The organism is Curtobacterium sp. MCPF17_001 (assembly GCF_003234615.1).
Taxonomy (GTDB): domain Bacteria; phylum Actinomycetota; class Actinomycetes; order Actinomycetales; family Microbacteriaceae; genus Curtobacterium.
The window spans coordinates 147,631-169,097 of sequence record NZ_QKSL01000007.1; the positions used below are offsets into that span (position 1 = coordinate 147,631).

A 21,467-nucleotide genomic window follows, 5' to 3' on the forward strand; every position below is an offset into this window, starting at 1 on the left:
CGCCCCACGCTCGCCCCGTCGCCACGGGTCAGGTGGTGGGCGCGGGCACCGCCGCGGCGATCCTCGCGGTCAGTCGTTCGAGCGGCCCGCGTCCGAGGAACCGTCGCCACACCATCGCGAACAGCACCGCGCCGACCACGAACCCCCACCAGGTGGAGGGTCCCTGCGGCATGTCGGGCCACAGGGCGATGACGACCAGGTGCAGCGCGTAGACGGTCAGCGGCATCGACCCCACCGCCGCCAGGGGGAACGCGATCCGGGTGACGAGCGGCCCGTGTCCGTCGACGAGCAGCCGGCACAGGGCGATCACGGCGACGGCGACGGCAGCGGTGCCGGCCACGTCCACGATCGACGACGAATGGTCACGCGGTGAGAGGAACACCTGCGCGAACGTCTGACCGGCGTCGGAGCCGGACGGCACGAACGGCACGCCGGGGAAGGCGTACGTCGTGTCGAACGGGATCGGCGCAGCGGCGTTCCCGACGACGTACGCAGCGGCCGCGACCACGATGCCGGACACGAGGAGCAGGACCTGCCGCATCGAGCCTCCCCCCACCAGCACAACCCAGGCGCCGCCGGCGTGTCGCCCGGGAGCCGGCGGTGTGGACCCGGGTCGGGACCGCGCGACGGCGAGCCCGACCAGCACGTACGCGGCGAAGGTGACGACGGGGTAGACCAGCCCGAGCTGGACGCCGAACATGCCCGCCTCGGCGTAGAGCGGCAGGATCGCCAGCGCGACCGGTGCCGCTGCGACCGCGCAGGCCACGGCGAGCAGGAACAGTGCCCACGGCCGCCAGCGGAGCACGGGCAGGGCCAACAGGAACAGGGCGCCGTAGGTGGGCAGCACCACGTAGACCGGCGTCTGCAGGGCCATCAGCAGCAGCCCGACGACGACCACCACGACCGCGCGGAGTGCCAGGCGGGCCCGGACCCGACCGATGTCGGGCGGCCCGGGCGGTCGGTCCCGGCCGCTGACGAGTCCGATCGACACCCCGGCGAGCACCGCGAAGAGCGCGGCGGACCGGCCGTTCACGACGGCGCCGAAGCTCGTCGGGTCCGCCCAGTCGACGTTCTCGGCGACGTCACCGACGTGCGCGGCCATCATCCCGAAGAGGGCGAGGGACCGGGCCACGTCGACCCCGACGAGCCGGCCGGACGACGCAACGCCCGGCACCCCACGTCGGGGTACCGGGCGCAGCGTCGTCATGCTCGGACCTGCGAGGCGCTCAGGCTTGCGAGTCGGCGCGGGAGCGGCGCAGCGAGACGTCGATCATCTCGTCGCGGGGCACGACCTTGACGCGCGCACGGCCCTCGGGCTCGCCGAGTGCGATCTCGTGCTGGTCGAGGGCATGCCACCCGTCCAGGTCGGTGAAGTCGACGCCGCGTTCGCGGAGCAGTGCCGGGATCGCCTCTTCCGAGGGGTCCTCCGGGCTCCACCAGGTGCCCTGGTCGGTGACCACGTGCTGCACGGTCTCCATCGCGTCGGACTTGGTGTGCCCGATCAGGCCGACCGGTCCGCGCTTGATCCACCCGGTGGCGTAGACGCCCGGGAGGCGGTTGCCGTCGGTGTCGAGGACCTGACCCTCGTGGTTCGGGATGACCCCGTAGCGCTCGTCGAACGGCACGCCGGGCAGGGGTGACCCGACGTAACCGACCGCGCGGTAGAGGGCCTGGATCGGGATCTCGCGGATCTCGCCCGTTCCCTCGACGCCGCCCTGGCCGTCCGGACGGGTGCGCTCGTACCGGATGGCGCGGAGCGCACCGTCGTCGTCGCCGAGCAGTTCGAGCGGCTTGGCGTAGAAGTGCAGGTGCAGGCGACGGCTGGCGGTGCCGACCTCGCGCGTGCGCCACTGCTGCAGCACGCGGTCGATGACGGTGACCTGCTTGTTCGTCGCGATCGCGAGCTTCGAGGCCTCGTCGTGGTCGAAGTCCTCGTCGTACACGACCATGTCGACGTCGCGCAGTTCGCCGAGTTCACGCAGCTCCAGCGGCGTGAACTTCACCTGCGCCGGTCCACGACGTCCGAAGACGTGGACGTCGGTGACCGGCGAAGCCTTGAGGCCCTCGTACACGTTGGCCGGGATCTCGGTCGGCAGCAGGTCGTCGGCGTGCTTCGCCAGGATGCGGGACACGTCGAGCGCGACGTTGCCGTTGCCGATGACCGCGACGCTCTCGGCCGTGAGCGGCCAGGTGCGGGGGACGTCGGGGTGCCCGTCGAACCAGCTGACGAAGTCGGCGGCGCCGTAGGACCCGTCGAGGTCGATGCCGGGGATGTCCAGGTCGGCGTCCTTGATCGCGCCGGTCGAGAAGACGACCGCGTTGTAGTGACGCTTCAGGTCCTCGAGCGTGATGTCCTCGCCGAAGCGGACGTTGCCGAAGATCCGGATGTCGCCGCGGTCCAGGACGTCGCGGAGGGCGTTGATGATCCCCTTGATGCGGGGGTGGTCGGGCGCGACGCCGTAGCGCACCAGACCGTACGGGGCCGGGAGCTGCTCGAACAGGTCGATCGAGACGTCGAAGCCGCGCGCCTCCCGCAGGAGGATGTCCGCGGCGTAGATGCCGGCCGGACCGGCGCCGACGATGGCGAGTCGGAGGGTGGGCACTGATCGGTCTCCAGTTTCGTTCGGGTCAGCGGCTGCGGTCGACGACCGTCTCCGCGAACCGGGTGAGGGCTCGTTTGACGGTGCCGTCCGGCAGGGGCGCCAGGGCGGCGACCGCTTCGTCGGCCCAGCTCGCGGCGAGGGCACGGGTCGCCAGGGTCGCATCGTGCGCGCGGAGCTCGGCGACGGCGCTCTGGTACGCGTCCGAGTGGACGGCGTCGTCGGGTGCGTCCCGGACGTTGCGCTCGATGCGGGCGAGGAGGGCCGCGGCACCCTCGTCGGTGGCGGCACGACGACGGAGCTGCAGCAGGGGCAGCGTGTCCACGCCGGCACGGAGGTCGTTGCCGGCGATCTTGCCGGTCTTGTCCTTCGCCGGTGCCAGGTCGATGACGTCGTCGACGAGCTGGAAGGCGACGCCGACCTTCTCACCGAAGGTGCCGACGGCCTCGAGCAGGGACCGGTCGGCGCCGGAGAACAAGACGCCGGCGCGGGCGGCGGTCGCGATGAGGGACCCGGTCTTGTCGCTGAGCACCTGGATGTAGTGCTCGACCGGGTCGTCCTCCGGCTGCGGGCCGGTCGTCTCGTGGAGCTGGCCCATGCAGAGGCGCTGGAAGGTCTCCGCCTGCATCCGGATGCCCTCGGGCCCCAGGTCCGCGGTGATGAGCGAGGCACGGGCGAAGAGCAGGTCCCCCGTGAGGATCGCGAGGTTGTTGCCGTAGGTGACGTGGGCGGCCGGGACACCGCGGCGAACCGGCGCCTCGTCCATCACGTCGTCGTGGTACAGCGACGCCAGGTGCGTCATCTCGACGCTGACCGCGGCCTTGACCACGTGGTCGGTCACGCCGTCGCCGAGCTGCGCGATGAGCAGCGTCAGGGTCGGACGGATGCGCTTGCCACCCGCGGCGAGCAGGTACCGGCTGGTGGTGTCGGCCAGGGTGTCGGCGGAGCGCATGGCGTCCTCGAGCCCCTGCTCGACGTGTTCGAGCCCGTCGTCGACGGCGGCGATGAAACGACGGTCGGCCGGGGTGGCGAACAGACGCTCGCCGATGCCCAGGGACGCTCGGAGACTCGGTGCGCGTCGGGCGACCGGGACACTCGGGTTCAACTGCTGCTCCGTACTCGCGGGGTGGCGGTGGGGACCTGGGCCGCGGGCCTAGGCCTCGGGCTCCACGCGGGGCTGCTCACCCGTGGGCTGGTGCTCGCGGCGTGCCTTCGCACGGCGGGCGGCGGACTCGCGCACGCTGCCCTCGACGGGCTTGCGACCGCGGTGCAGGGCGACGATGCCGGCGGTCAGGTTGCGGTGCGCGACCATCGTGAAGCCGACGCCGCGGAGCCACTGGCTGAGGACCTGCTGGTCCGGCCAGGCCTCGATGGACTCGGCGAGGTAGCGGTAGGCGGCCGGGTTGCTGCTCGAGAGCCTGGCGATGCCCGGCAGGACGCGCTTGAGGTACGTGTTGTAGCCGAAGCGCAGTGCGGCGAACGGCGGCGTGGAGAACTCGCAGATGACCAGACGACCGCCGGGCTTGAGGACCCGCAGCATCTCGGTCAGGGCCTGCATCGGGTCGTTGACGTTGCGCAGTCCGAACGAGATCGTGACCGCGTCGAACGACTCGTCCGAGAAGGGCAGGTGCTCGGCGTCGCCCTCGACGAAGGTGATCTCGGGGTGGCGTTCGCGGCCGACCGCGATCATGCCGGACGACAGGTCGAGGGCGGTGACCTCCGCGCCCTTCTTCGCCAGGGCCGCGGAACTGGTCCCGGTGCCGGCAGCGAGGTCGAGCACACGCTCGCCCGGCTGGGGGTCGACGGCCTTGACCGTCGCGACGCGCCACAGCGGTGCGTTGCCCGCCGACAGGATGTCGTTGGTCAGGTCGTACTTCGCTGCGACGTCGTCGAACATGGCCGCCACTTCGTCCGGCCGCTTCTGCATGTCCGCTCTGCTCACCCGGTCATCCTAGAGGCCGCGGCCCGACGCTTCCCGGTAGGCGTGCAGGAGCGCGACACCCCGGGCGCGCCCTGACGCGTAACATCGGTCCGTGACCCGTCCCACCACAGCGGTCCGGCCGCTCACGGTCTCGACCCGCATCCTCGACGACCCGGGCGCCGTGCTCCGCCACACCCTCGCCGGAGCGCCGTTGGCCTTCGTGCGGGGCGGTGACGGGATCGTCGGGATCGGCGAGGCCATGCGCTTCGAGTTCTCCGGCCCGACCCGGATGCGCGACGCCTCCGCCCGGTGGCGGCAGATCGTCGCCGCCGCGGTGGTCGACGACCCGGTGCGGCTCCGTGGCAGCGGACTGGTGGCGTTCGGGACGTTCGCGTTCGCCGACGACTCGAGCGCGACGAGTGTCCTCATCGTGCCGCGGGTCGTGGTCGGCCGGCGGCGTGGTCGGGCGTGGATCACCGCGGTCGACACCACCGACGCCCCGGCTCCCCTGCCGTTCACGAGCACCTCGGTCCCGGTCCCCCGCGTCGGCCCGCACGTCTCCGTCGCACTCCGGCCCGGTGCGGTCGACGAGGACGCCTACGCCGCGTCGGTCGCCGCCGCGGTCACCGCGATCACGGCCGGACGCGCGCAGAAGGTCGTCCTGGCCCGCGACCTGGTCGGCACCCTGCCGCCCGGCGCCGACCGCCGTGCCCTGCTGCTCGACCTGGCCGCCGCCTACCCGACGTGCGTGACCTTCGCCGTCGACGGGCTCATCGGGGCGACCCCGGAGACACTCGCCCGCACCGAGGGACGCACCCTCACCGCCCGGGTCCTCGCCGGCAGTGCCGCCCGGGGGACGGACGCCGAGAGCGACCGGGTCGCCGCCGAGACCCTCGCCGCGAGCACGAAGGACCTCGAGGAGCACGCGTTCGCGATCTCGAGCCTGGTCGCCTCGCTGCGGCCGATCGCAGCCGACCTCCGGGTGGACCCCGAGCCGTTCCGCCTGCAGCTGCCGAACGTCTGGCACCTCGCCAGCGACGTCGAGGCCGTCCTGCCCGCCGGTGTGACCGCACTCGACGTCGCCGACGTGCTGCACCCGACCGCGGCCGTCGCCGGGACCCCCACCGACGTCGCGGTGCGGCTCGTCGCCGAGCTGGAGGGTGTGGACCGCGGACGCTACGCCGGTCCCGTCGGCTGGCTCGGCGCCTCCGGGGACGGTGAGTGGATGCTCGCACTCCGCAGCGCACAGATCGAGGACGACGGCACGGTCCGCGCGTGGGCCGGCGCCGGGATCGTCGCGGGCTCTGAGCCGGCTCGGGAGGTCGCGGAGACGCGGCTGAAGTTCCGACCGATCGTCGACGCCCTGGCCTGACAGCGGCACCGGTACCGGCACCGGCCGGAGCCGTCGCCGGTCAATCGGCCAGCGGCACCTCGATGACCACGCGCTCGGCGGGGTCGGTGAGGACCCGTTCCAGGTCGCCCCAGGTCTCGGCGCGGCGGTACTCCCAGCCGAGGCCGGTCACGACGCGTTCGACGTCGACGTGCTGCGGCGTCGTCATCATCCGCCGCATGTCCTCGGGTGCGGTCGTCGCCGCCACCTCGAGTCCGCGGAAGATCGCACCGCCACCGTCGTTGCCGACGACGACCTGCAGCCGCGGGCGCGCCTCCTCGGTCCCGGTGACGAGTCCGCCGAGGTCGTGCAGGAAGGTGAGGTCCCCCACCACCACCCGGGTCGTACCGACGGCGCCGGACCCGGCCTCGAGCGCCGTCGCGATGCCGAGGGCGGTCGAGATCGTGCCGTCGATGCCCGCCAGCCCGCGGTTGGCGTGCACGCGGATCTTCTTGCCCGCGACGGTCGTGTCCGCGACCCGGATGATCTGCGAGGCACCGAACACCAGACGGTCGTGCGGCCAGGTGGCACCCCACACCGCCTCGGCGAGCATCGCACGGTCGACGGGCCGACGGCGGAGCGCGACCTCGTCCTTCAGGAACCGGTTCCGCTCGGCGCGGTCCTCGGACCGCTTCGCGTCGAGGTCCGGTCCGGCGTCGCCCTCGCCGAGCAGCGAGCGGCTCGCCGCGACCCAGCGGCCGACCCACGCCCGGTGCGCCGGCCCGGTCCGCCCGGTGACGCGGACGTCCGAGACGACCTGCGTCGCGGCGTCCGGCCGGGAGGCCCGTGCCGGGTCGTACACGTCGGCTCCGGCACCGCGGACCACGACCGTCTCGACGTCGGCGCGCTGCAGGAGCGCCGGGACCTCGCGACTGAGGGTCGGGTGGCCGAGGACGACCGCGCGCCGCACCCGGCCGCCGAAGTCGTCGTCCCGGAGCAACTCGCGGTAGGCGGCCGCCAGGTTCCGGCCGAACCGGGCACCGCTCGACACCTCGGCCAGGAGCGGCGCACCGAGTTCCCACGCGATCCGCTCGGCGTCTGCGCCGGCGTCGTGTCCGGCGATCACCACGGTCGCGGGGTCGTCGTCGGGGGCGAGCTCCGCGACCGGCAGCGGGGTGGTCGTCCGCCGGGTCGCGTACGCGCGGTCCACCTGGTCGTCGGGCACGCCGTCGACCCGGTCGAGACCGGCGCTGAGGGGCTCGCGGAAGGCGAGGTCGAGCTGCACCGGACCGGGTTGCCCGGTGTGCCCCGCAGCGGCGGCGACGGCTTCGCGCACCAGACCGCGGACGGTGGCGCGGACGTCGTCGTCGACACCGTGCGCGCTCGGTGCCTGGACGTCGCGGACGAACGACACGGCCGGCCCGAAGACCCCGGGCTGCACGGTGGTCTGGTTGCTGCCGATGCCGCGCAGTTCGGCCGGGCGGTCGGCGGAGACGACGATCATCGGCACACCCGAGTGGTGCGCCTCGAGCACGGCGGGGTGGAGGTTCACGACCGCTGTCCCCGAGGTCGTGACGACCGCGGCGGGGCGACCGGACTCGACGGCCAGACCGAGCGCGAAGAACCCGGCGGTCCGCTCGTCGAGGCGCACGTGCACCGTGATGCCACCGGCGCGCTCGAGGGCGACCGCGGCGAGGGCCAGGGCCTGCGACCGCGACCCCGGACTGACCACGACGTCGGTCACACCGGCGCGGGCGAGTTCCTGCAGGAAGGCGAGGGCGAAGTCCGTCGCGGGGCTGCCGGAACTGCCCGAGCCCGGCTGCCCGTCAGCGGCAGCGCCGTCAGCGGCAGCGCCGTCAGCGACAGCGCCATCAGCGGCAGCGCCGTCAGCGATCGGGGCGGCCGTCGTCGTCGCCGTCGTGGAACTGTTCTTCGAGGGATCGGAGGGTCGCGTCGTCCTGGTCCTTGTCATCGCTCTTCCGCCCGGGAGGCGTCGTGCCACCGAGGAAGTCAGGGTCGTCTTCGGGACCACGGTACCCGGCACCACCGCCACCGTTGCCTCGCTGTCCCGCGGCGGGGGTCCGGCCGAGCAGGAACCACAGCACGCCGCCGAGGACGGGCAGGACGACGACCAACAGGACCCAGATGCCCTTGCGCAGGGAGCGGACGCGGGTCCGCGGCATGGTGGCGCAGTCGATCAGGGCGAACACCGTGAACGCCACGGCGGCGACGACGATGACGAGCCACAACCTGACCATCCTCGAAGTCTAGGTCGGGAGGCTGTGACCGCCCTGGCCTTCGTCCGGTCGCCGTGGAGACCGGCGTCCGTACACTTGCAGGGTGAAAGCGTGGCTCGTCTACACCCTGGCTCGGCTCGGCATCTTCGTCGTCGCACTCGTCGTGCTGCTCGTGATCGGGCTGCCCTGGTACTGGGCGGCGATCGGGGCGGCACTCATCGGCCTGCTCGTCTCGTACATCGCACTCCCGGGGTTGCGCGGCGCCGTGACGACCACCATCGCCGAGCGCCGTGCCCGTCCCGAGCGCGATGCGGACAGCGACTTCGAGGACGATTTCGTCGACACCGCCGACGCGACCGACACCGACGTCACGCTCCGGAAGCACCCCGACGAGGCCTGACCGACAGCGACCGGCCGACAGCACCCGGCCGACGGTTCCCGTCGGACGGCGCCCGCCCGCAGCTACGGCTGGACGGCGAGCGTGACGCCGAGCACCACGCCGTACGCCAGCGCCGAGAACGACGACAGCTGCAGGGCCGTGATGAGCTCGCGCGGCTTCCGCGACGTCACCCCGATCAGCAGCGCCGGCAGCGCGAGCAGCAGCGAGAAGTACGTGAAGCCGGACCGGAAGTACAGCAGCACGAACCAGACCAGCACGACGTAGGGCAGCAGCAGGAAGAGCGCGAAGAGCACCCGCGCCACCGGCCCGCCGACCACGACGGCGAGCGTGCGCTTGCCAGCCGCGGTGTCCTCGTCGATGTCGCGGATGTTGTTCACCATGAGCACCGCGCACGCGAACAGGCCGGCAGCCACGGCCGCTGCCCACCCGCTGAGGGTCGCCTGCCCGATCAGCACGTGCTGGGTGCCGAGGACCGCGACGAGTCCGAAGAACACGAAGACGAAGACCTCGCCCAGGGCGTTGTACCCGTAGGGCTTCTTGCCGCCGGTGTAGAACCAGGCGGCGACGATCGCGGCCGCGCCCACGAGCAGGAGCCACCAGAGCTGGGTGAGCGCCACGATGATGATGCCGGCGACGGCGGCCAGCCCGAAGAACGTCAGCGCGACGGTGAGCACGGTGCGGGGCTTCGCGAGGCCCGCTCCGGTCAGCCGGGCGGGGCCGACGCGGAACTCGTCCGTGCCGCGCACCCCGTCGGAGTAGTCGTTGCTGTAGTTCACACCGATCTGCAGGAACAGCGCGACGGCGAGCGCGAGCAGGGCGATCGCCAGGTGTGCGTCCGTACCGAGGAAGGCGCCGAAGTCACCGGTCGCCTTGCTGTCGACGTAGGCCACTGCGGTGCCGAGCACCACGGGCACGACGCCGAGGGTCAGGGTCCGCAGACGCGCCCCGCCGATCCAGTCGCGTGCGGTCGCCCGCCGGACGGTGCGCTGCGGGGCAGCGGCCTTCGCCGGGTTGCCGGACCGGCCCTTCGGACGTGTCGTGTTCTTCGCTCGTGCCACGACCGCCAATCGTACCGGCGAGTGACGTGCCGCCCGTGCGGACCGGCCGCCGGGTGGGTGTCAGGGCCGGGAGGCCCGGTTCAGCCTCGCGGGTCGGCCAGCGTCCGCACCGCGCGCCGGTCGGGTTTGCCGGACGCCAGCATCGGCATCCGGTCCACGAGGATCACCTCGACCGGTCGGGCCGCCCGTCCGAGGGTGTCTCCGACGCGGGAGCGGACGAGCTGGAGGTCGACGGGCTGCTCGGTCACGACGACCGGCACTTCGCCCCACTCCCCCGACGTCCGCCTGGTGACGACGGCACCGTGCTGCCCGGGGAGCTCCCGCACGATCCGCTCGACCGCGCCGAGCGGCACCTTCTCGCCCCCGGAGATGACGACGTCGTCGAGACGGCCGGTGACCCGGACCCGACCGTCGACGATCGTCGCGGCGTCACCGGTGCGGTACCAGCGGTGCCCGTCGCGTTCGGTGAAGGTCGCTGCCGTCCGCGCCGGGTCGTCGAGGTACCCCTCGGCGAGCATCGGACCGGTCAGCTGCAGTTCCCCGTCGACGAGCTCGGCGTGGACCGTGCCCAGCGGCGCACCGTCGTACACACAGCCGCCGCTGGTCTCGCTCGCGCCGTAGGTCGTCACCACGCGGATACCGGCGGCACGGGCACGCTCCCGCAGGGCCGTCGGCGTCGCCTGACCGCCCACCAGGACCGCGTCGAACCGGCCGAGCGCCGCCGTCGCCCGCGGGTCGTCGAGGACCCGGGCGAGCTGCACCGGCACCAGCGACGTGTACCGCCGAGGTGCCGCGGGTCCGACCACGAGCCGGTCGGCCGCGTCCGTGAACGCGCCCGCGTCGAAGTGCCCGGACGGCAGCACGACGGGGGTCGTCCCCGCGGCGATCGACCGCGTCAGGACGTTGAGCCCGGCGATGTAGTGCGTCGGCAGCGCGAGGACCCAGACGCCCGGTCCGCCGAGGGCGGCGTCCGCGGCAGCGGCCCCGGCGAGCAGCGCGTCCGCGGAGAGGGCGACACGCTTGCCGGTCCCGGTGGAGCCGCTCGTCTCGACGACCAGGGCGACCCGCTGCGGGACGGCGGCCGGTGGCGGTGTCGGCAGCGCCGGAGCCCCCTCGGCGACCGGGGCCAGCGCGGGGCCGCCGGCGAGTGCCGCCTCCAGTCCGCGCAGCACCGCCATCGGGTCGGACGCACCCAGCGCGACGAGCGGACGGGCCATCAGTAGTGCCAGGGGAACGCGGTCCAGTCGGGCGAGCGCTTCTCGAGGAACGAGTCGCGGCCCTCGACGGCCTCGTCGGTGCCGTAGGCGAGGCGTGTGGCCTCACCGGCGAAGACCTGCTGGCCGACCATGCCGTCGTCCACCGCGTTGAAGGCGTACTTGAGCATCCGGATCGCCGTCGGGGACTTGCCGAGGATCGTGTCGCCCCAGCGGATCGCCTCGCGCTCCAGGTCCTCGTGCGGCACCACCCTGTTGACGGCACCCATCTCGTACGCACGCTGGGCGGAGTACTCCTCGGCGAGGAAGAAGACCTCGCGCGCGAGCTTCTGGCCGATCTGCTTCGCGTAGTAGGCGCTGCCGTAGCCGCCGTCGAACGACCCGACGTCGGCGTCCGTCTGCTTGAACCTGCCGTGCTCGGCGCTGGCGATCGTCAGGTCGCAGATCGCGTGGAGGGAGTGTCCACCGCCGGCGGCCCACCCGGGCACGACCGCGATGACGACCTTCGGCATCATCCGGATCAGCCGCTGGACCTCGAGGATGTGCAAGCGGCCCATCGAGGCCTGCGCGGCAGCGGGATCGACGCCCTCGGGCGGAGCACCCTCGTCGCCGACGTACTGGTAGCCGCTCCGTCCCCGGATGCGCTGGTCGCCCCCGGAGCAGAACGCCCACCCGCCGTCCTTCGGGCTCGGTCCGTTGCCGGTCAGCAGCACGACCCCGACGCGCGGGTCCTGGCGGGCGTCGTCGAGGGCGCGGTACAGCTCGTCGACGGTCCGCGGGCGGAAGGCGTTGCGCACCTCGGGGCGGTCGAAGGCGACGCGCACCATGCCGCCGGAGACGTGCTTGTGGTACGTGATGTCGGTGAACCGCTCGGCGATCGGAGCGGTGGTCCAGACGTCGGGGTCGAACAGGTCGGAGACGGCAGAGGGCATGCTCCGAACCTACCGCTGGGCTCCTGCCCGGGCCGTCGCGTGCCGGCTGTCTAGTCGCCGCCCATGCCGGAGAGCATCTCGGGAGCGACGATGACGAGCAGGACGATGAGGATCACCGGGTTGGCGAAGAACGCCAGGACCACGCCGATGACGCCGTACCAGCGGCCGAACGACCCGACCGCGGCGATGAAGCCCAGGACCGCGGCGACCAGGGTGAGGAACACCACGACGAAGCAGATGCCGAACGCGAAGGTCGTGTCACCGCCCACGAACACCGCGAAGGCGCTGGCGTCCACCGCGGCGGCGACCACCGCGAGGCCGAGGGCGATCTTGCCGGTGATCGGGTTCTTCCGACGACGAGCTGCAGGCTGCCGGGTGACGTCGACGGTGCCCTGACGCATCAGTCGCGCGAACTCGTCCGTCGCCACCGAGCCTCCTCGTCCGTCCTGGCCGGCGATCCTGATCGGCACCGGCACCGCCGACCGGTGGTCGACCGCAGCGATGCTAGTGCGCTGCCCTGGCGGTCCCCTCGGAGGAACCGTGAGGCGCCCTGGACGCCCCTGCGAAGATGGCCGGGTGCCCGATGTGACCCCGCAGGACCCGTTCGTCCCCGCCGACGTGCCCGAGCTCCGCGACCTGCTTCCGACCGCCCGGGTCGTCGCCCTGCCGATGCGGGTCCGGTTCCGCGGCATCACCGTCCGCGAGGCGCTCGTGTTCCGCGGTCCCGAGGGCTGGACCGAGTTCTCCCCCTTCGTCGAGTACGACGACACCGAGTCGGCCGCCTGGCTCCGCGCCGCGGTCGACTTCGGTTGGACCCGGCACGAGCCCGGCGCCGACAGCGTCCCCGTCAACGCCACGGTGCCCGCGATCGCCGCCGCGGACGTCGCGGACCTGCTCCGTCGCTACCCCGGCTGCACCACCGCGAAGGTGAAGGTCGCCGAACCCGGCACGACGATCGAGGACGACGTCGCCCGGGTCGCCGCGGTCCGCCGCGTGATGGGCGACGACGCCGACGTGCGGATCGACGCGAACGGCCTGTGGTCCCTCGACCAGGCGACCACCGCCCTCGAGCAGCTGGCACCGTTCCGACTGCAGTACGCCGAGCAGCCCGTCGCCGCCGTCGCGGACCTCGCCGCGCTGCGCACCCGGGTCGCCGGTCTCGGAGTCCGGATCGCCGCGGACGAGAGCGTCCGGAAGGCGTCCGACCCGCTCGCCGTCGCCCGTGCCGGCGCCGCGGACGTACTGATCGTCAAGGCGCAGCCCCTCGGCGGGATCACCGCGGCGCAGGCCGTGATGGCCGAGGCCGGACTGCCCTGCGTGGTCTCCAGCGCGATCGACACCTCGGTCGGCCTGGGCATGGGGGCGTTCCTGGCGTCGCGGGCGATGGCCCCCGGCTACGCGGCCGGACTGGGCACCGCGGCGATGTTCACGGGAGACCTCACCGCCGAGCCGCTGCTGCCGGTCGGGGGCCGCGTCGCCGTGCGTCGGGTCGAGCCGGATCCCGACCTCCTCGACCAGTGGGCAGCCTCCCCCGAGCGGACCGGGTGGTGGCTGGCGCGGCTCCGGCGCGTGCACGCGCTGCTCGTGGCTCGTCCGTAGGCCCGCCGCACGGACGGACGGGAGGCCCGACACCAGCTGGTGTCGGGCCTCCCGTCCGCCTGCGACCCGTCTGGGGAGCCGGGCCGTCCGGTCACAGACCGGAGTAGCTGTGCAGCCCCTTGAAGAAGACGTTGACGACCGAGAAGTTGAACATCACAGCGGCGAAGCCGATGAGCGCGAGCCACGACGACCGGGCGCCACGCCAGCCGCGGGTCGCCCGCGCGTGGATGTAGCCGGCGTAGAGGACCCAGATGATGAACGTCCAGACCTCCTTCGTGTCCCACCCCCAGTAGCGACCCCAGGCCCGCTCGGCCCAGATGGCACCGGCGATGAGCGTGAAGGTCCAGAGCACGAAGCCGACGAGGATCACGCGGTAGCTGAGCACCTCGAGCCGGTCGGCGTCGGGCAGCGTCTCCATGAAACGGAGACCGCGCGAGACCGGACGGCCCTGGCGATACGTCTGGACCAGCTGGGACACCGCCAGGCCGGCGCCGAGGGCGAAGAACCCGGTGCCGGCGATGGCGACGAAGACGTGGATGACGAGCCAGTAGGACTCGAGCGCGGGCACCAGCGGGCGCACCGGCACGTAGTAGTTCACGGTCGCGATGCCGAGCAGGATGATCACCAGGCCGGTGATGAACACCCCGAGGAACTTGAGGTCCTGCCAGAACTGCACGAGCAGGAACACGGCGATGATCAGGCCCGTGCCCGTCAGCGAGAACTCGAACATGTTGCCCCACGGCACACGGTCGGCCGCGATGCCGCGGAGCACGATCGCGCCGATGTGGACGACGAGGGCCAGGATCGTCATCGCCATGCCGACGCGCTCGAACTTCGAGCCACGCTGGCCACCGCCGCCGACGTCGTCACCGTCACGCTTCTGCTGGACACGTTCGAGGACGACGGTGCCGCCCTGGACGGTCGCGACCGTGGTGGCGGTCGCGTCGTCACGGTCCGAGGACGAACCACCGCGGGTGGTCTCGAGCCCGACGTCGCCGGCACGCTTCGCCATGTCGAGCGCGAAGGAGATGAACGCGATGACGTAGACCGCCATCGCGGAGTACGTCAGCACGACCGAGTAGGTCGCAAGGGTCGTCGTGTTCACTTGCTGATCCTAACGCCGAGGTCCGACATGTGCTTCTGGGCGATGTCCGCGACCGCGCGTTCGAGGTTGGGGTCCTCGCCGCGGGCGAGCCCGGCGTACTCGAGGTCGAACCCGCCGTCCTCGGCCCCGGTCCGGCGCACCGCCTTGACCCACACGCGACGGCGCGGGACGAACAGCGAGGTGAGCAGGCCGAGGACCGACAGGATCGCGAAGAAGGCGACCCAGAGCTGTGACGGGTCGTGGTGCACGTCGAGGGACACGTACCGCTTGACCCCGTCGAACGTGATCGAACCGGCGCCGTCCGGCAGCTGCTTCGTCTGACCGGGCTTCATCGCGATGCTCGCCGTGTCGGACTGCCGGCCCGCGATCTGCTGCAGGCCCTTGGTCGAGAGCTGGTAGACGCTCTGCGGCACGCCGTCGTCGAGGCCGAGGTCGCCGGTGTACACCTGCAACGACAGCATCGGGTTCTTGACGTCCGGGTAGTTCGAGGTGAAGGCGCCGGCGTTGGTGCCGCTGGTCTGCTGCACGGCGGTCGGGTAGAAGAACCCGATCATGCCGAGCTGGTCGGGCGACGCGTCCGGCACCTTGATGACACCGGTGGAGGTGTAGTTCCCGTCCTCGGGCAGGAACGGCACGACGTCCTGGAACGCCACGTTGCCCTTGCCGTCGCGGACGGTGACCTGCATCGCGTACCCGTTGCCGAGCAGGTAGACGTTCGTCCCGCCGATCGCCAGCGGCTCGTTCACGCCGAGGCGGCTCGTCTTCGCGGTGCCGTCCTTCGTGCGTGCCGTGACGGTGGCCGAGTAGTCGGTCGCCTGGCCGAGGGCGTCGAGGTTCGTCTCCTCGTACTTCGTCGTGAACCGGTCGAGGGTCAGGTTGTAGCCCTTGAGGTCCGACTGCGAGAACCAGCGTCCGGGGTTGAACGAGTCGTACGAGCCGAGGACGTTGGTGAACGTCTGCCCCTCGACCAGCAGCCGCTGCCCGGTGTAGCTGAACCCGCCGCCCAGGCCGACCGCGAGCAGCACGCCGACGAGCGCCGCGTGGAACACCAGGTTGCCGGTCTCGCGCAGGTACCCGCGTTCGGCGCTGACCGAGTCACCGAACCGCTCGACGCGGTAGCCCGACTTCCGCAGCTGCGTCATGGCCGTCGTGACCGCGTGGTCGACGGTCGGGAGGCCCGTGGTCGCGCCCGCATCGCCGTCGACGGTCTCGGGACTGATCGTCACGGACCGGTAGCCGGCCAGGCGGCCGAGTCGCGCCGGGGTCCTCGGCGGCCGGGTGCGGAGCGCCTGCCAGTGGTGCCGGGTGCGCGGCACGATGCAGCCGATGAGCGAGATGAAGAGGAGCAGGTAGATCGCCGAGAACCACACCGAGGTGTAGGTGTCGAAGACCTGCAGTTTCTCGAGCACCGGGGACAGTTGCGGGTGGCTGTTCTTGTACTGCACGACGCCGTTGGGGTCCGCCTGGGTCTGCGGCACGAGGGAACCCGGGATCGCCGCGAGGGCGAGGAGCATGAGCAGGAAGAGCGCCGTCCGCATGCTCGTCAGCTGCCGCCAGGCGAACCGGAGGGAGCCGACCAGACCGAGCTTCGGCTGCGTGACGCCGTCGGACTCGTCGACCACGACGGGCGTGCCGTCGACGTGGTCGGACGGGCGCTGCGGGTCGGACGAGCTGTCGGCGCCGGTGGTGCCGGCGTCCGTCCGGCCGTCTTCGTCGATGTCAGACCGCGGGGACATAGCTCTGGATCACCGCCCCGACGCTCGACATGACGGCCGACCAGATGCCGGTGACCATGAGCAGACCGATGACGATCAGGATCGCTCCTCCGATGATGTTGACGGTGCGCATGTGCCGCTTGACGACACCGATCGCGCCCGAGGCCCAGCCGGCGCCGAGGGCGACGAGCAGGAACGGGACGCCGAGTCCGATGCAGTACGCGATGCCGAGCACGACGCCCTGCCACGCGCTGCCGGACTGGAAGCTGATGAGGTTGATGGCCGCCAGGGTCGGACCGATGCAGGGCGTCCACCCGAGTGCGAAGACGATGCCGAGCAGCGGTGCGCCGAGCAGACCGGTGCGGGGGGTGAAGTTCGTCTTGACGGTCCGCTGCAGGAACGTGAACCGGCCGATGAACACCAGCCCCATCGCGATCACGACGATGCCCATGAGCTGGACGATGAGGTCACGCCAGCGCACCAGCCAGAAGCCGACGGCGCCGGCGGCCGCGGACCCGAGGACGAAGATGACCGTGAAGCCGAGCACGAAGAGGAGCACACCGAGCAGCACCCGTCCGCGGGAGTGGCGGCTGCCGTCCGCGATGCCGCTGACGTAACCGAGGTAGCCCGGCACGAGGGGAAGGACGCACGGCGACAGGAAGGACACCAGCCCGGCGAGCGCCGCCACCGGCAGGCCGACGAGGAGCTGCCCGCTGAAGATCGCGTCGGCGAAGGGGTTCCCGCTGGACACGGGTCAGGACGCCTTGCCGGTGAGCTCGTCGTCCACCAGGGTCTTCAGGATGCTCGGCCCGTCGACGGCTCCGAGCACGCGGGCCGCGACCCGGCCCCGCTTGTCGAGGACGATCGTGGTCGGCACGGCGTTCGGGGCGATCTCGCCGGAGAGCGCGAGCTGCATGGTGCCGGTGCGGGCGTCGAGCACGGTCGGGTAGTGGACGCCGAACTTCCGCTCGAACGCCTTCGCGGTGCCGGCCTCGTCGCGGACGTTGACGCCGATGAAGTGGACGTCGTCGTCGGCGAACTCGTCCTGGACCGTGTTGAGGTGCCCGGCTTCGGCGCGGCAGGGCGGGCAGCCGGCGTACCAGAAGTTGATGACCACGACGTCGCCGCGCATGGCCTTCGCCGAGAGTTCGTCACCGTCCATCGACTTCGCGGTGAAGTCGATCGGGTCGGTCCGCTTGTCGACCGCGACCTCGGTCACCGCTCCGGTGCCGGAGATGTAGTTCTGGGTGCTGCCCTTGCCGTACTGCTGGGCGAGTGAACCGTCGGCCGAGGTGCACCCGACCAGCACGAGTGCGGCGGCGAGGGCGATCGCGGCGGCCCCGGTGGTCCGGAGACGTGTGGTGCGGACACGGCTCGATCGGGTTGTGCGGGTCACACTGCTCCTTCGTCGACGGCTGACCCGCGGAGGTCGGCCGCCGGGTCCGCGTACCCGACCTCGGTGAAGCGACCGGCGGCGGTGTCGGGTACCCGCTGGAGGCTCGTGATGCTGGACAGGTCGCAGCGGCGCTTGCGCGGGTCGTGCCAGAGCGGCTCCCCCGCCAGGCGTCGGTGCACCATCCAGATCGGCAGTTGGTGGCTGACGAGGACGACGTCCCCGCCGTCGACGCTCTCCCACGCGGTGGCGACGGCGGCGAGCATGCGGTTCGCGATCGACTCGTACGCCTCCCCCCAGCTCGGTCGCCAGGGGTTCGCGATCCACGGCCACTCCGCCGGGCGGCGGACGGAGCGCTTGGTGAACCCGGGGGGCTGACCCTCGTACCGGTTCGTCGGCTCGATCAGGCGTTCGTCGAGACGGACGTCCAGTCCGTACGCGGCTGCCCAGGGAGCGGCGGACTCCTGCGTGCGCTGCAGCGGCGAGGCGACGATCGCGCGGACGTCGACCCCGGCGTCCTTCCAGGCGGCGGCGGACGCCCCGGCCATCCGGGTGCCGAGCTCGCTCAGACCGAAGCCCGGGAGCCGCCCGTAGAGCACACGGTCGGGGTTGTGGACCTCGCCGTGGCGCACGAGGTGGATCGTGTTCGCGGGCATGGGTTCCAGTGTAGGTCGGTCCGGCTCACCCACCCGCCGCACAGCAGATCCACGGCTGCACGACCGTTCAGCGGGCCGTCACCCGAGGTGGCCGGAGAGCCGTCCGTGCAGGGCGATCGACGCGGTGTCCAGGTTGACGACCTCGACGCTCGAACCGTGCTTGGCGAACCGCTGCTCGACCCCGTCGAGGGCGGCCACGGTGCTGGCGTCGAAGACGTGCGCGTCGGTCATGTCGATGACCACGTGTTCCGGGTCCTCGGCGTACGAGAACCGCGTGACCAGGTCGTTCGACGACGCGAAGAACAGGGCACCGCGGACCCGGTAGCGGACCGTGTGCTCGTCGACCGGCTCGCGGACGACCTCGACCACGTGCGCGACCCGGCGTGCGAAGACGAGCGCCGCGACGACCACACCGGCCAGGACCCCGGTCGCCAGGTTGTTCGTCGCCAGGACCACCAGCACGGTGATGACCATCACGGCGGTCTCCCCCAGGGGCATCCGGCGGAGCGTGCGGGGGCGGACGCTGTGCCAGTCGAAGGTCGCGACGCAGACCATGAGCATGACGGCGGTCAGCGCGGCCATCGGGATCTCGGCGACCACGTCGTGCAGCACGATCGTGAGCACCAGGATCGCGGCCCCCGCGGTGAAGGTCGACACCCGCGTCCGGGCGCCGGCGGTCTTCACGTTGACGACGGTCTGGCCGATCATCGCGCACCCGCCGGTGCCGCCGAAGAAGGCCGAGGCGATGTTCGCGATGCCCTGGCCCCACGACTCCCGCCAGGCGCTCGACCGGGTCTCGGTGACGGCGTCGACGAGCTGGGCGGTGAGCAGGGTCTCGATGAGCCCGACGATCGCGACGCCGAACGCGTACGGCGCGATGAGCCGCAGGGTGTCGAGCGTGAACGGCACCGTCACACCGTTGAACCCGGGCAGCGCGGTCGGCAGCGCGCCCTCGTCACCGACGGTCGGGACCGCGACACCGAACAGGATCGTGATGCCGGTGATCACGATCACGGCGATGAGCGGTGCCGGGACCGCCCTGGTGAGGAACGGGACACCGATGATGAGCCCGATGCCGAGCGCGGTCAGCGGCCAGACGACGAACGGGACGTCGTCACCGAACAGGTTGGGCAGCTGCGCGGTGAAGATCAGGATCGCGAGCGCGTTCACGAAGGCGACGTTCACGCTCCGCGGGATGAAGCGCATCAGCCGGGCGACCCCGAGGAACCCGAGCACGAGCTGGAAGACGCCGCCGAGCACGATCGTCGGGACCAGGTAGGCGACGCCGTGGTCGCGCACGAGCGGGGCGATGACCAGCGCGACGGACCCCGCGGCGGCGGAGATCATCGCCGGACGCCCACCCACGATCGAGATGACGATCGCGAAGACCACGCTCGAGAAGAGCCCGACGGCCGGATCGACACCCGCGACGACCGAGAACGAGATCGCCTCGGGGATGAGGGCGAGCGCGGTGACGATCCCGGCCAGGACCTCGCGGGTCAGGAGGCGCGGCGAACGCAGGGCGGACAGGACGCTCGTCGCGCCGGGGACGGTGCTGGTCATCGACATCGGCGGCGACTCTACCGCCACGTGAGGGTTGCCGCGACCCGGGCACGCACTCCACCGGCTCTGCCACGATGTCGACATGACCGCCCCCGACGCCCCCGCCACCATGCACATCGGCGAACTCGCCGAACGCACCGGGATGTCGCTCCGGTCGATCCGGCACTACGACGAGGTCGGGCTCCTGGTGCCGAGCGGTCGGACGTCCGGCGGGTTCCGGGTGTACACCGCCGGGGACCTCGAGCGCCTGCTCGTCATCCGCCGCATGAAGCCCCTCGGGTTCACGCTCGAGGAGATGGCCGGACTGCTCAGGGTCGTCGACGGACTGGCCACGGCGGACCCCACCGAGGCACCGGCACTGGCAGCACGGCTCGACGAGTTCCTGGCCGACGCCCGAGCCCGGCACGCCAGGTTGCTGGAGCGGGCCGCGATGGCCGAGGAGTTCATCGGCACCCTCGGACGACTGCGCTCCTCGGTCTGACCTGCGCTCCTCGGTCTGACCTGCGCTCCTCGGGCTGGCCAGCGCTCCTCGGGCTGATCCGTCCCGTCGGCGACCGCTGCCGGTGCGAGGTGGCCAGGCCGCAGCACCCGGGACCCTCCGTCATGGGTCCCTCCCCGTGTCGTTCCGCGACCTGGCCACGACGACGACGGTAGGAGGCTGGCAGAGCCGGGACGGGCCTCCCGTCCGTCCTTGTGGATGAGTGCTGCGACCCGTCCTGCCGTGCAGGAGAGGGCACCGACGAACCGCAGCACTCCCCGTCACCCCACGGGCGCGCCCGGCCGGTAGACTCGACGACCGTGATCGAACGCACCCGCATCGCCGACCTCGCAAGCCTCCCCGACGGCCCCGTCTCCGTGGCCGGATGGGTCGAGACCGTCCGCGATCAGAAGAAGGTGCAGTTCGTCGTCCTCCGCGACGAGAGCGGCGCCGTCCAGCTGGTCAACCCCGCCACCCGTGAAGCCGTCGAGGGGGACGACACCTCCGCCGCGGCCCTCGCCACCACCGAGTCCGTCTCGGGCCTGGCGCACGGGTCGTTCATCTACGTGACCGGCACCCTCAAGCACGACGAGCGCGTCAAGCTCGGCGGGCTCGAGGTCAAGGTCGGCACCCTGACCGTGGTGAGCGCCGCGATCCCGGAGACGCCGATCGCCGACGACTCCTCGCTCGACAAGCGCCTCGACTGGCGCTTCCTCGACCTGCGCAACCGCAAGCAGAACCTGATCTTCCGCATCCAGACCACGCTGGAGCACGCGTTCCGCACGTACTGGGTCGAGCGCGACTACATCGAGATCCACACGCCGAAGCTGATGGCGTCGGCGTCGGAGTCCCGTGCCGAGCTCTTCCAGCTCGAGTACTTCGAGACCACCGCGTACCTGGCGCAGTCGCCGCAGAACTTCAAGCAGATGGCACAGCCCGCCGGCTTCGGTGCCGTGTTCGAGATCGCGGACGCCTTCCGCGCGGACCCGTCCTTCACCTCCCGGCACGCGACCGAGTTCACCAGCGTCGACGCCGAGTTCTCGTGGATCGAGTCCCACGAGGACGTCATGGCGATGCACGAAGAGGTCCTGGTGGCCGGCATCACCGCCGTCAAGGAGAAGTACGGCGACGCCATCCAGGAGGTCTTCGGCTTCGAGCTGCAGGTCCCGTCGACGCCGTTCCCCCGCGTCACCCTGGCCGAGGCCCGGACGATCGTCGCCGACAGCGGCTACGAGGTCGTCCGCGCCGACGGCGACCTGGACCCCG

At 71.9% G+C, this 21,467-nt stretch carries 21 protein-coding genes; 5 read left to right on the plus strand and 16 right to left on the minus strand.

From position 1 onward, the window contains the following. Window positions 1-28: 28 nt before the first annotated feature. From DEJ24_RS08845 to DEJ24_RS08860, 4 genes are read right to left on the minus strand one after another with little or no spacing between them, the layout of a single operon-like run. Window positions 29-1,207 carry a heparan-alpha-glucosaminide N-acetyltransferase domain-containing protein gene (locus tag DEJ24_RS08845; protein ID WP_111078297.1) on the minus strand — a complete coding sequence of 393 codons (1,179 nt, stop codon included), beginning with the start codon at window positions 1,205-1,207 and terminating at the stop codon, window positions 29-31. A 19-nt stretch (window positions 1,208-1,226) separates the two neighbouring features. Beyond that, window positions 1,227-2,603: an FAD-dependent oxidoreductase gene (locus DEJ24_RS08850; protein WP_111078298.1), complete on the minus strand. Its 1,377-nt coding sequence runs from the start codon at window positions 2,601-2,603 to the stop codon at window positions 1,227-1,229. A gap of 25 nt (window positions 2,604-2,628) precedes the next feature. Then, on the minus strand, window positions 2,629-3,705 hold the full coding sequence (locus DEJ24_RS08855; protein ID WP_111078299.1) for a polyprenyl synthetase family protein: 1,077 nt from the start codon (window positions 3,703-3,705) through the stop codon (window positions 2,629-2,631). 48 nt (window positions 3,706-3,753) lie between these two features. Then, a complete protein-coding gene (locus tag DEJ24_RS08860; RefSeq protein WP_111078300.1) occupies window positions 3,754-4,542 on the minus strand; it encodes a demethylmenaquinone methyltransferase in 789 nt (262 codons plus the stop codon). Between the two features lie 91 nt (window positions 4,543-4,633). Between DEJ24_RS08860 and DEJ24_RS08865 the strand changes: the two genes are divergently transcribed. Beyond that, complete coding sequence (locus tag DEJ24_RS08865; RefSeq protein ID WP_111078301.1) at window positions 4,634-5,893, plus strand: isochorismate synthase MenF; 1,260 nt, start codon at window positions 4,634-4,636, stop codon at window positions 5,891-5,893. 40 nt (window positions 5,894-5,933) lie between these two features. On the opposite strand, the gene menD is transcribed toward DEJ24_RS08865, so the two are convergent. Continuing rightward, a complete protein-coding gene (menD, locus tag DEJ24_RS08870) occupies window positions 5,934-7,823 on the minus strand; it encodes a 2-succinyl-5-enolpyruvyl-6-hydroxy-3-cyclohexene-1-carboxylic-acid synthase (RefSeq protein WP_111078302.1) in 1,890 nt (629 codons plus the stop codon). Beyond that, a complete protein-coding gene (locus DEJ24_RS08875) occupies window positions 7,738-8,109 on the minus strand; it encodes a PLDc N-terminal domain-containing protein (RefSeq protein ID WP_111078303.1) in 372 nt (123 codons plus the stop codon). The genes menD and DEJ24_RS08875 overlap by 86 nt, the downstream gene beginning before the upstream one ends. 82 nt (window positions 8,110-8,191) lie before the next feature. Here DEJ24_RS08875 and DEJ24_RS08880 point away from each other — a divergent pair, with 82 nt between their 5' ends. Then, window positions 8,192-8,488, plus strand: a complete 297-nt coding sequence (locus tag DEJ24_RS08880; RefSeq protein WP_111078304.1) for a DUF4229 domain-containing protein — start codon at window positions 8,192-8,194, stop codon at window positions 8,486-8,488. A 62-nt stretch (window positions 8,489-8,550) separates the two neighbouring features. Here DEJ24_RS08880 and DEJ24_RS08885 read toward each other — a convergent pair whose 3' ends face one another. From DEJ24_RS08885 to DEJ24_RS08900, 4 genes are all read right to left on the minus strand, one after another. After that, entirely contained in the window at window positions 8,551-9,555 is a 1,005-nt protein-coding gene (locus tag DEJ24_RS08885) for a 1,4-dihydroxy-2-naphthoate polyprenyltransferase (RefSeq protein ID WP_111078305.1), read from the minus strand. Between the two features lie 71 nt (window positions 9,556-9,626). Next, the gene (locus DEJ24_RS08890) at window positions 9,627-10,763 is read right to left on the minus strand and encodes an AMP-binding protein (protein WP_111078306.1); all 1,137 of its coding nucleotides are present in this window, start codon (window positions 10,761-10,763) and stop codon (window positions 9,627-9,629) included. Next, entirely contained in the window at window positions 10,763-11,692 is a 930-nt protein-coding gene (locus DEJ24_RS08895) for a 1,4-dihydroxy-2-naphthoyl-CoA synthase (protein ID WP_111078307.1), read from the minus strand. The genes DEJ24_RS08890 and DEJ24_RS08895 overlap by 1 nt, the downstream gene beginning before the upstream one ends. A 50-nt stretch (window positions 11,693-11,742) precedes the next feature. Further along, window positions 11,743-12,120 carry a hypothetical protein gene (locus DEJ24_RS08900; RefSeq protein ID WP_111237751.1) on the minus strand — a complete coding sequence of 126 codons (378 nt, stop codon included), beginning with the start codon at window positions 12,118-12,120 and terminating at the stop codon, window positions 11,743-11,745. Between the two features lie 148 nt (window positions 12,121-12,268). Here DEJ24_RS08900 and DEJ24_RS08905 point away from each other — a divergent pair, with 148 nt between their 5' ends. After that, on the plus strand, window positions 12,269-13,291 hold the full coding sequence (locus DEJ24_RS08905; RefSeq protein WP_258374624.1) for an o-succinylbenzoate synthase: 1,023 nt from the start codon (window positions 12,269-12,271) through the stop codon (window positions 13,289-13,291). Window positions 13,292-13,382: 91 nt separating this feature from the next. Here DEJ24_RS08905 and ccsB read toward each other — a convergent pair whose 3' ends face one another. The 6 genes from ccsB to DEJ24_RS08935 form a co-directional block, all read right to left on the minus strand. Continuing rightward, entirely contained in the window at window positions 13,383-14,396 is a 1,014-nt protein-coding gene (ccsB, locus tag DEJ24_RS08910) for a c-type cytochrome biogenesis protein CcsB (RefSeq protein ID WP_375334701.1), read from the minus strand. Then, the gene (locus tag DEJ24_RS08915; protein ID WP_111078310.1) at window positions 14,393-16,132 is read right to left on the minus strand and encodes a cytochrome c biogenesis protein ResB; all 1,740 of its coding nucleotides are present in this window, start codon (window positions 16,130-16,132) and stop codon (window positions 14,393-14,395) included. Before DEJ24_RS08915 ends, ccsB begins: the two co-directional genes overlap by 4 nt. Then, window positions 16,116-16,862, minus strand: a complete 747-nt coding sequence (locus tag DEJ24_RS08920) for a cytochrome c biogenesis CcdA family protein (protein WP_111078311.1) — start codon at window positions 16,860-16,862, stop codon at window positions 16,116-16,118. Before DEJ24_RS08920 ends, DEJ24_RS08915 begins: the two co-directional genes overlap by 17 nt. Window positions 16,863-16,865: 3 nt before the next feature. After that, the gene (locus DEJ24_RS08925; RefSeq protein WP_111078312.1) at window positions 16,866-17,507 is read right to left on the minus strand and encodes a TlpA disulfide reductase family protein; all 642 of its coding nucleotides are present in this window, start codon (window positions 17,505-17,507) and stop codon (window positions 16,866-16,868) included. Continuing rightward, the gene (locus DEJ24_RS08930) at window positions 17,504-18,160 is read right to left on the minus strand and encodes a histidine phosphatase family protein (RefSeq protein ID WP_111078313.1); all 657 of its coding nucleotides are present in this window, start codon (window positions 18,158-18,160) and stop codon (window positions 17,504-17,506) included. Before DEJ24_RS08930 ends, DEJ24_RS08925 begins: the two co-directional genes overlap by 4 nt. A 78-nt stretch (window positions 18,161-18,238) precedes the next feature. After that, the gene (locus tag DEJ24_RS08935; protein WP_375334702.1) at window positions 18,239-19,723 is read right to left on the minus strand and encodes a SulP family inorganic anion transporter; all 1,485 of its coding nucleotides are present in this window, start codon (window positions 19,721-19,723) and stop codon (window positions 18,239-18,241) included. 82 nt (window positions 19,724-19,805) lie between these two features. Here DEJ24_RS08935 and DEJ24_RS08940 point away from each other — a divergent pair, with 82 nt between their 5' ends. Together DEJ24_RS08940 and DEJ24_RS08945 are read left to right on the plus strand one after the other, a co-directional pair. Next, the gene (locus tag DEJ24_RS08940; RefSeq protein WP_111078315.1) at window positions 19,806-20,204 is read left to right on the plus strand and encodes a MerR family transcriptional regulator; all 399 of its coding nucleotides are present in this window, start codon (window positions 19,806-19,808) and stop codon (window positions 20,202-20,204) included. A 317-nt stretch (window positions 20,205-20,521) separates the two neighbouring features. Next, window positions 20,522-21,467, plus strand: a 946-nt coding sequence (locus DEJ24_RS08945; RefSeq protein WP_111078316.1) for an amino acid--tRNA ligase-related protein, incomplete at its 3' end; no start/stop codon positions are given.